Genomic DNA, 13,926 nt, shown 5'->3' with positions numbered 1-13,926 from the left:
TTACCGTCCCTTGGCTCACCCTCGACATAGTCTGTTGAGGGGAGTACCCCCCGGCGTGGTGCTCGCCGCAGCTTTCCTGCTCGTGCTTGGGGCGGCAATTGCTTGCCCGCCGCTCGTCACGCATTACGATCCGCTCGTGAGCGATATCGCCCAGACGCTGAAGCCACCGAGCGCGGAGCACTGGTTCGGCACGGATCGCATCGGCCGCGATGTCTTCGCACGGGTGATCTACGGCGCACGTTATTCACTGCTGATCGGTCTCGCCAGCATGATCGTGGCGCTTGTCATCGGACTCGCGATCGGCATGGCCGCAGGCTTGGGGAAACGCCTCGCCGATGAATCCGCCTCACGCATTTTCGATGTCCTCTCCGCGTTTCCGCCAGTGTTGCTGTCACTGTTCGTGGTGACGTTTCTCGGGCAGGGCATCGTGAATATCGCGATTGCGGTGGGCATTGCCGGCATTCCGAAGTTCGGCCGCGTGCTGCGCAGCCAGACACTCGTGGTGCGCCGTGCCGACTATGTCACGCATGCAGTCAGTTACGGCTTGTCGCGCAGCCGCGTGTTCCTGCGCCATGTGCTGCCCAACGTGCTGGTCGTCGTGCCGGTGATCGCGACCATCGATATAGGCAGCGCGATCATCGCGGTATCGGCGCTGAGCTTTCTGGGTCTCGGCCCGCAGCCGCCCACACCTGAATGGGGCGTGATGCTCGCCGAAGGACGCGACGTGCTGCGCGTGGCGTGGTGGCCGAGCGTGTTCCCCGGGATGGCGATTACGCTGACCGTCTTGGCGTTTTCTGTTATCGGCAAGTTCCTGCAACGGAAATACGAGGTACGCACGCGATGATCACCACGGCAAAAACGCTCGTCGATATACGCGGCCTCAGCGTGAGTTTTCCAGGCGCTAACGGCGGCCGGCCGCTCGTGCACGGCGTCGATCTTTCCATTCGTGCGGGTGAATGCGTCGCGCTCGTGGGCGAGTCCGGTTCGGGCAAGAGCCTGACCGCGCGCAGTTTGATCGGTCTGGCTGGCGCACAGGCTGTGATCGATGCACGTCAATTCGATATCGACGGCCGTCCCGCCTTGCGCTTCACCGACCGTGAATGGCGCAGCTTGCGCGGCACGTTTGCGGGACTCGTGATGCAGGACGCGCTGGTTTCGCTCGATCCGCTGCGCACGGTCGGCGCAGAGATTGGCGAGGTGCTGGCGCATCATCGGCTCGTGCGTTCGCGGGGCGAGCGGCGCACGCGCGTTCATGCGGTCATGGGTGACGTCGGCATTCCCAATGCCGAACATCGTGCGACGCAATACGCGCACGAGTTGTCGGGCGGCTTGCGGCAACGTGCGCTGATTGCATCGGCGATTGCGGCCGGCCCGGCGCTCGTGATCGCCGACGAACCCACCACTGCGCTCGATGTCACCGTGCAGGCCCAAGTGCTCGCCGTGCTTGCCCAGCGTCTTGCACAAGGCGTGGGCGTGTTGCTCATCAGTCATGATCTGGCGGTGGTTGCGGGTATCGCAGATCGTGTGCTCGTGATGCACGACGGCGAAGTCGTCGATAGCGGCACGACACAAAGCGTGCTCAACAATCCCTCGCATCCCTACACGCGCCAGTTGCTCGCGGCGCAGCCTTCTGCGCAATCGCGGGGGCATCGGCTGAGTTCGGCGCGGATCGTGTCCGATGAACCACACTCGGCGCCTTTGATCATCCGCGAACCATTGCCGCCAAGACGCGCACGTTCGGAACAAGCGGTGCTGCGTGTCGATGCCATCGGCAAGCAGTATTTACGTCGCGGCAAGCATCGCGGCGAAGTCTTCACTGCGCTGCAGGACGTTTCGTTCGCCGTGCATGGCGGCGAGGTGGTCGGGATCGTGGGGGAGTCGGGTTCGGGCAAGAGTACCTGCGCGAACATCGTGCTGGGACTCATCGCGCCGGATGCCGGAAACGTAGAATTTCTCGGTACACGCTGGAATGGTCCTGGCATTTCCGAACGCGTGCGACGAGAATTGCGGCCGCGGCTTCAATACATTCCGCAAGACCCGCTCAGCTCCTTCGACCCACGTCATAGCGTGCAGCAGTTGCTCGAAGAAGCGCTGTGGTCGAAGGCATTGCCAAAACCTTCGCTGCTTGCGCGCAGTGTCGAGTTGCTCGAACAGGTTGGACTGGATGCGGCTTTCCTTGCGCGGCGTCCATCGTCGTTATCCGGCGGCCAGCGGCAACGCGTAGCCATCGCGCGTGCGCTCGCGCCTGAACCCGCGTTGATCGTCTGCGATGAACCCGTGTCCGCGCTCGATGTCTATGTGCAAGCGCAGGTCCTCGATTTACTCGCCGAGTTGCAGGCGCGCCTGAATACGGCCCTGCTGTTCATCTCGCATGATCTGGATGTGGTGCGCCATCTCAGCGACCGTGTACTGGTATTCAAGGACGGAGGCGTCGTGGAAGAGGGTGATGCGGAGCAGGTATTCGCCGCGCCCGAACACCCGTACACGCAGTTGCTGATGTCCGCGACGCCTGCGCTGCGGCGTGCGGAAGAGCGCGCGCCGGCTGAGATACCGTTGGTTGCGCTCGAACGCGAGTTGTCGTAAGCCCTGGTTCAGACCGCCAGGGCTGCGGCGCGCTCAGCGGTGTATCGATTCTCCGGAACTGCGAGACCGAGATGGTCGCGCAACGTGGTGCCTTCATATTCACGTCTGAAGACGCCGCGCCGCTGGAGAATCGGAATCACGCCATCGACGAAATCCTGCAGGCCGCCCGGCAAGGTATCGGGCATCAGGTTGAAACCATCGGCGGCGCCGGCTTTGAACCAGCGCTCGATGTCGTCGGCCACTTGCTCAGGCGTACCCACGATCACACGATGCCCGCCGCCTCCCGCAAGCGCGCGAATAAGCTCACGGACCGTGTAACCATGCTGCCGCCCTTGCGCGAGCGTGGCGTGGAAGAATGTATGGTTGCCATTGCCCTGACCCGGCAACGTCAGATTGTCCGGCAGCTTCTCATCCAGTTTCAGGCGGTCGGGTGTGATTCCGAGCGTACCGGCCAGGCGCGTCAGGCTATAACTCCACGGGATCAGGTCCACGAGTTCATCGCGGCGGCGCAGCGCTTCCGCCTCGGTCGCACCTATGATCGTGGTCAGGCCCGCGAGCACCTTCACCGCATCGGGGCCGCGACCATAAGCAGCCGCACGCGTCTTGAGGTCTCGCGCATAACCCAGCGACTCATCGAATGATTGCGATGCCGAGAACACCGCTTCTGCGTGACGCGCCGCGAGATCGCGGCCATCGCCCGATGCACCCGCCTGCACCAGCACGGGATGCCCTTGCGGCGATCGCGGAACGTTAAGCGGGCCTTGCACGGAAAAGTGCGTGCCCTGATGCCCCAGTGGATGCACCTGATCCGTGTCTGCGAACAATCCGGTCGCTTTGTTGCCGACGATCGCGCCCGCCTCCCAGCTATCCCAGAGCGCCTTGACGACGCTCGTGAATTCCGCCGCGCGGGCGTATCGCTCGGCGTGGTCCGGCACGGCAGCGCGGCCGAAGTTGCGGGCCGATCCAAGATCGGCGGTCGTCACGACGTTCCATCCCGCGCGGCCGCCGCTGACATGATCGAGCGTCGCAAAACGGCGTGCGATGTTGTATGGCTCGTTATAGCTCGTGGAGGCCGTGCCGATCACGCCAATATGCGACGTCGCCGCCGCGATGCTTGCAAGCAGGATGGTCGGTTCGAGCGCGGTGATCGGGCGAAAGTCGATCTGATCGGCAATGGACGCGTTATCGGCGAGAAACACGGCGTCGAATTTCGCCGCTTCCGCAATCTGCGCGACGCGCACGTAGTGCTTCACGTCGATGAACGCGTGCGGATCGGCATCGGCAAGTCGCCATGCGGATGGCACGAAACCCGAATGCAGGATGTTGACGTTGAGATGCAGGCGACGGGGCGACAGGTTAGTCATGGACAGTCCGTTGTTTGATCTGCAGGCCGCAAGACCTGAGCTTTGATTGACCAGTCTTCCATTTTCAAGCGGACCGTCGTTGAGCGCGACCAATAAATCCGTCAATCGATATACCGCATAGCACTAAGCGTTCAAGGCGCACGGCGCTTAAGCAAATTTGCAGCAAACCTTAGATCAAATCAATCGTTAAGCTGGCCAGTTTGCCTCGCTAGACTATTTTGTCGGCGTCGCAGCGCGCAAGCACAAGCTCATTCAACCAATCAAGGAGTACGCCATGGGCGTGACGGCCATCAATGTGCGCAACCAGTTCAGGGGGCACATCAAGGAGATCATTCGCGGGTCCGTGCTTTCGGAGGTCGACGTGGAGACGCCGAACGGAATCGTGACATCGGTCATCACGACACGGTCTATCGATGAACTTGAGCTCAAGGTCGGCACGGAAGTTGTTGCGCTGGTGAAGTCGACGGAAGTGTCCATCGCGCGTCTTTGAACGGCGTTTAATTTGCGGAGAAATGAATGACCACGTCAGCACCGTCGGACGCCGCGCTTTACGCGCGTTTCGCCGAAGTATTCAAGCACATTGGCGAAGGCGCGCTTGAGCGTGAGCAGAACCGCGAACTTGCGCGTGATGCAGTCGCGCAATTGAAGGAGAGCGGTTTCACGGCGCTGCGCGTGCCGCGGGAATATGGCGGTTCCGGCGTCAGTCTGCCGCAGTACTTCCACTTGCTGACGCGTCTGGGCGAAGCTGATTCGAACTTGCCGCAGATCATTCGCGCGCATTCGGGGTTTATTGAACAGCGACTCGAAAGCGCCGATATTGCGGCACGCGAACGATGGCTCGGGCGCATTGCCAAAGGCGAAACAATCGGTGCGGCGACATCGGAGCGCACGGGCTCAACGCATAACAGCGTGACCGTGATTGCCGATAAAGACCCCGCCTATGTCCTGCTCAATGGAGAGAAATACTACAGCACGGGCACGCTCTATTCGGAATGGATCAACGTAGCCGCACACGATACACAGAACGACCTGCACGTGCTCGTGCGCAGCGACGCACCGGGCGTTGCGCGCAATGACGACTGGGACGGCTTCGGCCAGCGGCTGACGGCAAGCGGCACGACACGCTTCGATAACGTCCGCGTTCCACTAGAGCAGATCTTGTCGCGATACAACGCCTCCGAGCCTCGCCGCAACTCCCTTCTTACTGCTTTCTACCAGACTGTCCATCTTGCAACGCTGGCGGGCATCGCCCGCGCGGTTTTGCGCGACGGCGTCGAGTTTGTTCAAGGCCGCACACGCACTTTCGGCGTGGCCGGACAATCGAGTCCGCGCGACAATCCGCTTGTGCATCGTGTAGTGGGACGGCTTGGAAGCCTCGCTTATTCCGCCGAAGCACTGGTCGACGCAGTTGCGGCGGCGCTCGAACGGGTGCATCAGGCGCGCATCGAGGGGAGGGCGACAACAGCGGACTACATTGCGGTGGATATTCAGGCTTACCAGGCGCAACAAATTGTGCTCGAACAGGTGCTTGAAGCAGCGACGCTTTTATTTGAAGTGGGTGGTGCATCGGCGACGAGCGAAGCACGCAGGCTCGACCGCCATTGGCGCAATGCACGCGTCATTGCCTCGCATAATCCCGCGATCCAGCGCGAAGCCGCAGTTGGCAATTACCATTTGAATGGAACGGCTCCGGACGAGCGTTTCAGTCTGGCGCACACGTCGGCGCAAGCCGCAGGAAAAACGCTTGGGCCAGGCGAGCGGTCAGTAGTCCAGGACGACGAGTTTGCCGGAACCGGCAAATGAAAGTGCTGAACTTGCTTTGATTGCATCAAGGTAAACCCGCGGTCGCCGCAATGCTTCGCATTACGACGACCGCGTGCAGATCAGCAGGCTGATCTGGCCGTGCTCAAAACTCAGGCTGGAACGATGTTCGACGCCTGCTTGCCCTTCGGTCCTTGCTTCACTTCGAACGTGACCTTTTGATTCTCCTGAAGGCTCTTGAAGCCTTCTGCCTTGATTTCCGAGAAGTGCGCGAACAGGTCTTCGCCGCCGTCATCCGGCGTGATGAAACCGAAGCCCTTTGCATCGTTGAACCATTTGACCGTACCGGTTGCCATGAGTGTGTCCAGAAAAATTTAAAGCAAAAAAATGAAAGTAGAACCGAGGATAAAGCCAGGGCGCCGAGACGCGTCGCATTGCATTGTTGTGACAAGACTTCGCCAAATGCTTGAACGTGTCCGTAACGAAGATACCTTGCCGTGCAGGACGCTCTTGGAATTATCGCGATTCAATTGTACGCCGTGCCAATATTTATTGAAGCTTTCCAAACCGGAAAACCTGCAATGCGGAATCCGCCGGCGCGCGGGTTTCAGCTTAACGCAAATAATCGGGTTTACTAAAGCCCTGAAAACGCTCATCCACGAACTGGCGGAACTGCGGCGATTGGTAAGCGGCCGAGATATCCTTCACATACGGCTTTTGCAGATTGTTTGTACGTACCGCCACGACGTTCAGGTAATAAGGCGAAATTTTCTCCGGCAGCAGCGCGTCGGTCAGCATCAGGCCGGCGGCAATAGCGAAGTTTCCATTCACAAACGCATAGTCGACGTCGTCAACTATGCGCGGCAATTGGGCGGCATCCGGAGGCAGTGACTTTATCCGGTGCGGGTTTGTTGCAATATTGGGCTCGGACGAATTGACCGGGTCGACCCCCGGCTTGAGTGTCACCAGCCAATTTATTGCAACTGCAAGATCGCGCAGGCTTGACTGGTGACATCGTTCGGAAGTGAAACAGTCGCGCCATCTTTTACATCGGCAAGACTTTTGATTTGTGGCTGTATATACCAATAGGCGCCGTCGGAACCTTGACGAGCTGACTCAGTGGCAGCTTGTGATCGTCCAAAAATTTTTTCAGGTAGGTCTCGTGCTGGAACGCGTTGGCGTCGAGTGCACCGTCCGCAAGCGCGAGATTCGGCTGAACATAGTCGGTGAATTCGACAATGGCGACCTTGCAGCCCTCTTTCTCCAGTAGCGGCTTGATGCCATAGCGGATCTGGTCCACGTAAGGTCCGGCTGTCGCGCCGAAGCCGATCTCCTTCTTGTCCGGATCGGCTGCATGAGCCGACGCGGTTATAACGGACGCAAGCAACGACGCATGGATTCCCCGCAGCAAAGTCACTCTCTCTCCGATTTGTTCTCGAGTGGTTAGCTTGCAAACAGCTTGCCGACAAGAACTTAGCGGAAACGTAATCTCCTGCTGAACAAGTAATTCTCCTTTGATATGCGGCGTCATTGCAGCAAGATTTCAATGCTCCGAATACGCGAGCAAGCTGCCGTCCTTCAGCAGCCGCTCGAGATGCCGCGCAATGTCCGGCGCGCCGGTCATTTCGCCGAAGCTTCCGCGGGTCATCGGGCCGAATGCGAAGAGGCCGGGAGACACGTTGCCGTCGGCGTCGAGTATGCGGCTTTGAAGATCGGTATCGAGACCTGTCTTCACAGCATCCAGACGCGCGAGCCTGCTTTCGAGCAATGACTTCACGAGGGGGTTTCTATCTATGTCGCGAGCCGGTCCCGTGCAGAACACCACGGCGCCGAATTCATGTTCCTCGATGTGTCCGCCGCGGCGTTTGAGTCCCACGCGAAAGCCGTGCAGGGAACGCTGCATGTCGCCGATACCGGCCGTTACCACGTTCATCTGTCCCGTTCCGATTGCGTGTTCAATGGCCGCGTGAATTTGCGGCGCGATACGGAACCGATGCACGTCCCAGAACGGCAGCAACTTTCTGACAACACGGCGCTGCTCGTGCGCGGGCAACGCGTTCCAGATGCGCGGAAGCTCGAAACGAAATGCGTCTGCGGCGGGCTGCCAGCCGATGTTCGCCTGTTTGTCACGCGCGATCCGCTGTCGCAGTATTTTCACCAGCTCGCGCGCGGTCGAAGGGGGCGCCGTGTTGCCGAGGAAGTCGGCGGCGTCGGCGAAAATGCCGTGCGGTTGCGCTCGCAAACCGCGCCGCGAGATCGCCGTGATGTTTCCACTATGCTCGCGTCCTATCAGCGTCACGGCGACATCGGCCATGGTCAGGCCCGTGCCGACCAGCAGCACGGATGCATCTCGCGGGATCGCATGCAACGCGTCATGTGACCATGGATGCGCGATCAGACGCGGATCTCGCAACGCGTTTTCATCGATACGTCCCGGTGGTTGTGACGGCGTATGTCCAAAGCATAGCGCCACACGCTGCGCTTCGAGTTGGCCGCCGTCGTCCAGTTCGACGATGTAACCCGAACTGCTTCTGGTCAAGCCCGTAGCGCTCGCACGACGATGACTCACGCGCACGTGCGCAGCGGCTTCAGCCACGACGTCTTTCAAGGTTGCATCGACATACTCGCCATACCGCTGACGGGACACGTAGTAGTGGCCTTGTTCATCTACACTGCCTGCGTCCAATGCCTCATGTTGCTTGAGCCAGCGTGTGGCGTGCGTCGAGTCATTTGCGAAGAGGCTCATCCGGTCGCTCGGGACGTTGATCCGGTGCAACGGCTCTGTCGTTCCATAAGCGATTCCACGACCCAGATCCGCCGATGGCTCCACGATAATGAAGTTGAGATCCACGCCAGCAGGGCGTGCCTGGATTGCGTGGATCACAAACGCGACGCCTGTAAATCCGCCTCCAATGACGAGTATGTTCGCCACGGTTCCGTGATCCGGTGTTGCCGATGAATCGATCATGATGCTGAAGTCTCGTAAAGCGCCTGTTCGGAGCAGGCCACAGCGTGAGCAAGGTGTGTCATGTCGATTGCCTGGCGTTCACGCTCGTTACGCATACGGTAAGTGAATGCATCGCTCAGAACGTGGAGGAACTCGAACGGGACGGGGCGTGCATGCGCGAAGCTGATCTTTCACGTGGCCATGAAGCGAGCCGGGGTCGTCCCGCATGCATTAAATGTTCGCCACCGGGTTTGATGTTATGACAACGCCGATTCATTCTCGCGCGGTGAAGCCTGCAATCAGGTGTCGAGGATACATCAGACCGGCCATCCATAGCACGCTGCGTAAAGCTTGAAATTCACTAAGCTAGTGAGGAATCGCGGGCACTTGGCTGGGAGAAAGCAAGCTCGGCCGGGGACGGACAATGATCAGAATCACAGGCTCTTCAAACTCGGCGGAAATTGAACAATAGCTTTTAGTATTAATTCGGATGGCTAACTAAATGAGAACTGTGATCAGGTCGTCTTTCTGGTGCTTTGAAGCGCCGACGCATTTCCACCGCAGTAGGAGCGAACGACGATCTAACGGCATGAACTGCTACGCAACATTTAGCGGTTCGCTTCAAAACTGAGTCAGCCCTCGGTTTGTCTGATGTTAAGCGTGGCGCTGTTCGCGAGCATACAATCCCTGTTTTATCGAAAGCTAAAAGTAATGTTGAGACGCTTTGCGTGACAATTGTTTTGATGCGGTAAACAAACGCACCACGCCAGAACTTCGAAATTAAACGCGTTTTCGGTGGACTTACCCGTCGAAGCCGACAAAACCGCATCCGGGTCTCCTGTCGCGCGTCAACCGGGTTAACATTCCGCCCTCACCTTCCCATGGCGGCGGCCCGGCCAAAGGCCTGCCGCATAGCGGAATCGGCTGGAATCGCCTGCCCTGTCAGGGTGAAACTGATTTGCCTCCGACCGCCGCGTCCGGTAAGGTGACGCTTCCACCGTGCGCTCGCATGGGCAGTGAGTCGTACCCATCTTTGAGAAAACAGAAATGAACAAGCAAGAACTCGTCGACGCCGTGGCGTCTGCTACCGGCACCAGCAAGGCTGCGGCTGCCGAGGCTATCGATGCATTTATCTCTACCGTGACGCAAGCCGTTGTCAACGGCGACAGCGTTCAGTTCGTCGGCTTCGGCACGTTCAGCACGGGTGCGCGTGCTGCACGCACCGGCCGCAACCCGAAGACCGGCGACACCATCCAGATCGCCGCTGCCAAGACGGTCAAGTTTACCGCCGGCAAAGCGTTCAAGGATTTGGTGAACCAGTAAGACTGGCCGTCATGTCCCGCATCGCGTTCTAGCGTCGGACACGGTCGAGCACCGCTTGGGCGGTGCTCGTGGAGCGGGCCGGATCCATCAGCGATCCGGCCGTTTCAAATCTGGCTGCACTTCGAGGCCATGATCAACCATCAATTTTGGATCGGTCCTTCGGTCCATTACACGTCAATCCTTCTGAATCGCGGGCGCTTGCTTACTCCTTTCGATCAAGGATTGAAGCCTGACACTTGGTCGTTCGACCATTCAGCGCAAGCTAACGCGTTCGCGACAAGTCTTCAAGAACCTTCACCAGCAGTTGCTTGAGCAATCTTCGCCTGGGTACGGCGCCTTCGCTCGAATCTCCGGCAACCCGGATGAGCGCAAATCCCACAATCTGCGCGGCCACCAGAGCGCCGCGCTCGCGCGCTTCACGGCCGCCTATTGCCTTGGCTAACGGCGCAATGAAGTCGCGGTGAAGGTATTCCGCGAGTATGGGTCCGGCCGTCACGCTGCCTATGGAAGCAAGCAACAAGCGCAACGGATCGTATCCCGAGCGCCATGCGTCGTCATCGACTTCGCCCATGAGCAAGCTCGCCGCGCGTTCCGGCAACGCTTCGATCCCGTCTGCCAGGAGCGCTTCGACTTCAAACGCCTGCGATGCAATCTCGCGGAACAGGTTTTCCTTCGAGCCAAAGTAACGCAGCACCATGGCCGGGTCGAGGTTGGCATCGGCCGCGATTTCACGAACGCCCACGCCGTCGTAACTGTTCTGCGAGAAGCGGATTTTCGCGGCATCGAGGATACGCGCGCGCGACGCTTCGGAATCTCGCGTGACCTTTTTCGGGGTCTGCATCGTGAAGGGTCGCCCTTTAACTTTAAACTGTGATTTTATCAACAGTCGTTGACAAGCGCCATTTCCGAATTTAGTCTACGACCGTTGACTTAACAAGGAGCGATCATGCGTCTTGACGGAAAGCGCGCTGTCATCACCGGCGGAAGCAGCGGCATTGGGTTCGAAGCCGCGAAATTATTCATCGAGCAAGGCGCGCGCATCGCGCTGATTGCGCGCGACCGTGCCCGACTGGACTCGGCGGTGGCGAGTCTGGGGACGGGCGTTATCGGCGTGGCGGCGGACATCTCCCGGCCCGACGCACTCAAACTCGCAATCACCGATATACATAACCAGCTTGGCGGTATCGATATTCTGTTTGCAAATGCGGGTGTATCGGAGACGCCGCCTATCGCGGAAACGTCGGAACAGGCCTTCGATGACTTCATGAGCATCAACGTCAAGGGCACGATCTTCACGCTGATTCACGCGTTGCCGTTCTTGCGCGACGGCGCGTCGGTGATCCTCACGGGGTCGGTCGCCGCTCGCAAAGGCCGGCCCGGCGATCCGCTTTACGCGGCGAGCAAGGGCGCGATTCGCAGTTTCGGCAGGACGCTGGCCATGGACGGCGATGTGCTCGCGCGCCGCATTCGCGTGAATGTGCTTACGCCCGGCGCGACCGCTACGCCGCTGACGCGTGAGGCGACCGGGAATCCGGAGGTTCGGGCGTATATCGCGGAGATGGTGCCCATGGGCCGATGGGGCGAAGCGTGCGAGATCGCGCAAGCGGCGTTGTTCCTTGCGTCGGACGCGTCGTCGTACATCACTGGCTCGGAGATCACGGTCGACGGAGGCCTGGCGCACGTCTGAATCAACGGCTGGCGCGAACTCCGGATTTCCCGATTGAAAGTTTTCATATAACATGCAAACCGGATAAATCGAGAAAGAGCGAATCTTGTTGCCCAAGGCCCTTACCCTGACGCATCAGGTCGCGCAGCAATTGACGCGCGATATTGGCGACGGTGTTTACCCGGTCGGGACAAAACTCCCGTCGGGGAAGGACCTCGCGCTCCGATTCGGCGTGAGCCAGTCGGTGATCCGCGAAGTCACCGAGCGTTTGCGCGCCCATGGTCTGATCGATAGCAGGCAAGGCGCCGGCTGCACAGTCACGGCACGCACGCAGAGCGGCGGCTTTCAGGTTCCGCAGGCGGTCGGCGCCGACCGCGCGGACCTTGGCGCGGTGTACGAACTGCGGCTCGATCTCGAAGGCGCGTCCGCGGCGCTCGCTGCCGTGCGCCGCACCGACGCCGACATCAAATCCCTGGAAAGCATTCTGCAATCCCTCGCCGATCACCTCTACACCCCCGAACCGGCAGTCGAGTTGGACATCGCGTTCCATGTGGCAATCGCGCATGCCACGCATAACCGTTACTACGTCGATCTGCTGCAGTACCTGAACCTCCAGATCCGCCAGGCGGTGCAAACTGCGCGCACGCATTCGCTCGCGCTTGAACGGCTGCCGGACGCCGTGCATCGCGAACATGTCCGTATCTTCGACGCAATCCGCGCCGGCGACGCGCTCGCTGCCCGTACGGCCGCAACATCGCATCTGCAAAAGGCCGCGGCGCGGCTCAACCTCGACATCACCCCTCGCCAACAATGACCGATCTCGCCTTCTCCCAACGTCTTGCCGACAAGCTCGGAACCGACGCCGTCATCACATCTGCCGATGAAATCGCCCCGTGGCTCTCGGATTGGCGCGGCATGTACAAGGGCCAGGCGCAGGCGGTCGTGCGCCCATCGACAACGGACGAAGTCGCCGCATGTCTTGCCTTGTGTTCGGACGCCCGTGTGCCCGTGGTGCCGCGCGGCGGCAATACCGGCTTGTGCGGCGCCGCCACGCCCGATGCGAGTCCGGCCAACGTGATCCTGAGCCTCGATCGCATGAACGCGATTCGAAGTATCGATACCGTGGGCAACACGATGGTCGCCGAAGCCGGCTGCATTCTCGGCAACCTGCGGCGTGCCGCAGAAGAGCAGCACAGGTTGCTTCCGTTAAGCCTTGCGGCCGAAGACTCGTGTCAACTGGGGGGCAACCTCTCGACCAACGCAGGCGGCGTCAACGTTGTGCGTTACGGCATGACGCGTGAACTCGTGCTCGGCCTTGAAGCGGTGTTGCCCAACGGCGAGATCTTTCACGGGCTGCGCACGCTGCGCAAGGACAATACCGGCTACGACCTGAAGCAGTTGATGATCGGCTCGGAGGGCACGCTCGGCATCATTACCGCTGCAGCACTGCGGTTATATGCACGCAATGACGTGCGCGTGGTCGTGCTGGCCGCGGTGAATTCGTCGCAGCAAGCGCTGGAACTGTTCGAGCTTTTGTTCGAGCGCGGCGGTCCGCGCATGCAGGCATTCGAGTTCTTCACGGCGCAATGTCTGGACATGGTGCTCGCGCAAGTCGAGGGCATGCGTGCGCCGTTCGCCGAACGTCACCCGGCGTACGTGTTGATCGAACTCGCGGATACCGTCGATGAAACCGCGTTGCGCGAACTCGTGGAAACGGTGATCGGCGAAGCGCTGGAGCGCGAGCTATGCGCCGATGCTGCGGTTTCCGAGTCCATTGCGCAGGTAAATAGCATGTGGCGTTTGCGCGAAGAAATATCGGAGGCTCAACGCGCCGATGGACCGCACCTGAAACATGACGTGTCGCTGCCCATCGAATCGATTCCAGCGTTTCTCGAAACCGCCGGCAAGCGTGTGGAAAATCATCGCGAGGGCGTACGTCTGATCGTTTTCGGTCATTTCGGCGATGGCAACCTGCACTACAACCTCTCGCGCCCGGCCGGCGCGCCACGCGACTACTTCGCGCAACATGGCGAAGGCCTGACCGCCGAAGTGCTCGACGAAGTCGCGCATTATGGCGGCAGTATCAGCGCGGAACATGGCATCGGACAGCTCAAGCGCGAGTATTTCAATCGCTATAAAGACCCGCTGGAGATCCGGCTCATGAAGGAGATCCGCAAGGTCTTCGATCCGAACGGCATCATGAATCCGGGCAAGATTTTCTGAGCGGTTGTAATCAGCGGGACTTCCCGCCAAACCGTATTGCGCGAGCCCCGCGTGTCTTA

General features: G+C 60.0%; 12 protein-coding genes and 1 pseudogene. 8 read left to right on the top strand and 5 right to left on the bottom strand.

The features are described 5' to 3' along the window. Window positions 1-34: 34 nt before the first annotated feature. Window positions 35-844 carry an ABC transporter permease gene (locus tag AX768_RS15460; protein WP_231941477.1) on the top strand — a complete coding sequence of 270 codons (810 nt, stop codon included), beginning with the start codon at window positions 35-37 and terminating at the stop codon, window positions 842-844. After that, window positions 841-2,583, top strand: coding sequence for a dipeptide ABC transporter ATP-binding protein (locus AX768_RS15455; protein ID WP_062001047.1), 1,743 nt, complete (start codon window positions 841-843; stop codon window positions 2,581-2,583). Before AX768_RS15460 ends, AX768_RS15455 begins: the two co-directional genes overlap by 4 nt. A gap of 8 nt (window positions 2,584-2,591) precedes the next feature. On the opposite strand, the gene AX768_RS15450 is transcribed toward AX768_RS15455, so the two are convergent. Then, window positions 2,592-3,947, bottom strand: a complete 1,356-nt coding sequence (locus AX768_RS15450; RefSeq protein ID WP_062002245.1) for an LLM class flavin-dependent oxidoreductase — start codon at window positions 3,945-3,947, stop codon at window positions 2,592-2,594. Window positions 3,948-4,221: 274 nt separating this feature from the next. Here AX768_RS15450 and AX768_RS15445 point away from each other — a divergent pair, with 274 nt between their 5' ends. Both AX768_RS15445 and AX768_RS15440 read left to right on the top strand, forming a co-directional pair. Further along, the gene (locus AX768_RS15445; protein ID WP_056359869.1) at window positions 4,222-4,437 is read left to right on the top strand and encodes a TOBE domain-containing protein; all 216 of its coding nucleotides are present in this window, start codon (window positions 4,222-4,224) and stop codon (window positions 4,435-4,437) included. A gap of 26 nt (window positions 4,438-4,463) precedes the next feature. Then, on the top strand, window positions 4,464-5,750 hold the full coding sequence (locus AX768_RS15440; RefSeq protein WP_082778894.1) for an acyl-CoA dehydrogenase family protein: 1,287 nt from the start codon (window positions 4,464-4,466) through the stop codon (window positions 5,748-5,750). Window positions 5,751-5,860: 110 nt separating this feature from the next. Here the strand turns inward: AX768_RS15440 and AX768_RS15435 are convergent, their stop codons facing one another. The 3 genes and pseudogenes from AX768_RS15435 to AX768_RS15425 form a co-directional block, all read right to left on the bottom strand. Then, entirely contained in the window at window positions 5,861-6,064 is a 204-nt protein-coding gene (locus AX768_RS15435; RefSeq protein ID WP_031356584.1) for a cold-shock protein, read from the bottom strand. A 256-nt stretch (window positions 6,065-6,320) separates the two neighbouring features. Beyond that, window positions 6,321-7,125, bottom strand: a pseudogene (locus AX768_RS15430) (MetQ/NlpA family ABC transporter substrate-binding protein). Window positions 7,126-7,251: 126 nt separating this feature from the next. Next, window positions 7,252-8,676 carry an FAD/NAD(P)-binding protein gene (locus tag AX768_RS15425; protein WP_062001046.1) on the bottom strand — a complete coding sequence of 475 codons (1,425 nt, stop codon included), beginning with the start codon at window positions 8,674-8,676 and terminating at the stop codon, window positions 7,252-7,254. Window positions 8,677-9,702: 1,026 nt separating this feature from the next. Here AX768_RS15425 and AX768_RS15420 point away from each other — a divergent pair. Next, window positions 9,703-9,978, top strand: coding sequence for an HU family DNA-binding protein (locus AX768_RS15420; RefSeq protein ID WP_047894900.1), 276 nt, complete (start codon window positions 9,703-9,705; stop codon window positions 9,976-9,978). 262 nt (window positions 9,979-10,240) lie between these two features. Here AX768_RS15420 and AX768_RS15415 read toward each other — a convergent pair whose 3' ends face one another. Further along, window positions 10,241-10,819 carry a TetR/AcrR family transcriptional regulator gene (locus tag AX768_RS15415; protein WP_062001045.1) on the bottom strand — a complete coding sequence of 193 codons (579 nt, stop codon included), beginning with the start codon at window positions 10,817-10,819 and terminating at the stop codon, window positions 10,241-10,243. 105 nt (window positions 10,820-10,924) lie between these two features. On the opposite strand from AX768_RS15415, the gene AX768_RS15410 reads away from it, so the two are divergent. From AX768_RS15410 to AX768_RS15400, 3 genes are all read left to right on the top strand, one after another. Continuing rightward, entirely contained in the window at window positions 10,925-11,665 is a 741-nt protein-coding gene (locus AX768_RS15410; protein ID WP_062001044.1) for an SDR family NAD(P)-dependent oxidoreductase, read from the top strand. Window positions 11,666-11,750: 85 nt separating this feature from the next. Continuing rightward, window positions 11,751-12,458 carry a FadR/GntR family transcriptional regulator gene (locus tag AX768_RS15405; protein WP_062001043.1) on the top strand — a complete coding sequence of 236 codons (708 nt, stop codon included), beginning with the start codon at window positions 11,751-11,753 and terminating at the stop codon, window positions 12,456-12,458. Next, entirely contained in the window at window positions 12,455-13,867 is a 1,413-nt protein-coding gene (locus AX768_RS15400) for an FAD-binding oxidoreductase (RefSeq protein ID WP_062001042.1), read from the top strand. The genes AX768_RS15405 and AX768_RS15400 overlap by 4 nt, the downstream gene beginning before the upstream one ends. The last annotated feature ends 59 nt before the right edge of the window (window positions 13,868-13,926 follow it).

Origin of the sequence: Burkholderia sp. PAMC 28687 (assembly GCF_001577465.1) — a bacterium.
GTDB lineage: Bacteria > Pseudomonadota > Gammaproteobacteria > Burkholderiales > Burkholderiaceae > Caballeronia.
This window is presented reverse-complemented; position numbering and strand designations above follow the sequence as displayed.

Coding starts and splice junctions, on each gene's coding strand:
- AX768_RS15410 (WP_062001044.1), top strand. CDS start 10,925: ATGCGTCTTGACGGAAAGCGCGCTGTCATCACCGGCGGAAGCAGCGGC.
- AX768_RS15455 (WP_062001047.1), top strand. CDS start 841: ATGATCACCACGGCAAAAACGCTCGTCGATATACGCGGCCTCAGCGTG.
- AX768_RS15450 (WP_062002245.1), bottom strand. CDS start 3,947: ATGACTAACCTGTCGCCCCGTCGCCTGCATCTCAACGTCAACATCCTG.
- AX768_RS15415 (WP_062001045.1), bottom strand. CDS start 10,819: ATGCAGACCCCGAAAAAGGTCACGCGAGATTCCGAAGCGTCGCGCGCG.
- AX768_RS15440 (WP_082778894.1), top strand. CDS start 4,464: ATGACCACGTCAGCACCGTCGGACGCCGCGCTTTACGCGCGTTTCGCC.
- AX768_RS15425 (WP_062001046.1), bottom strand. CDS start 8,676: ATGATCGATTCATCGGCAACACCGGATCACGGAACCGTGGCGAACATA.
- AX768_RS15400 (WP_062001042.1), top strand. CDS start 12,455: ATGACCGATCTCGCCTTCTCCCAACGTCTTGCCGACAAGCTCGGAACC.
- AX768_RS15420 (WP_047894900.1), top strand. CDS start 9,703: ATGAACAAGCAAGAACTCGTCGACGCCGTGGCGTCTGCTACCGGCACC.
- AX768_RS15445 (WP_056359869.1), top strand. CDS start 4,222: ATGGGCGTGACGGCCATCAATGTGCGCAACCAGTTCAGGGGGCACATC.
- AX768_RS15435 (WP_031356584.1), bottom strand. CDS start 6,064: ATGGCAACCGGTACGGTCAAATGGTTCAACGATGCAAAGGGCTTCGGT.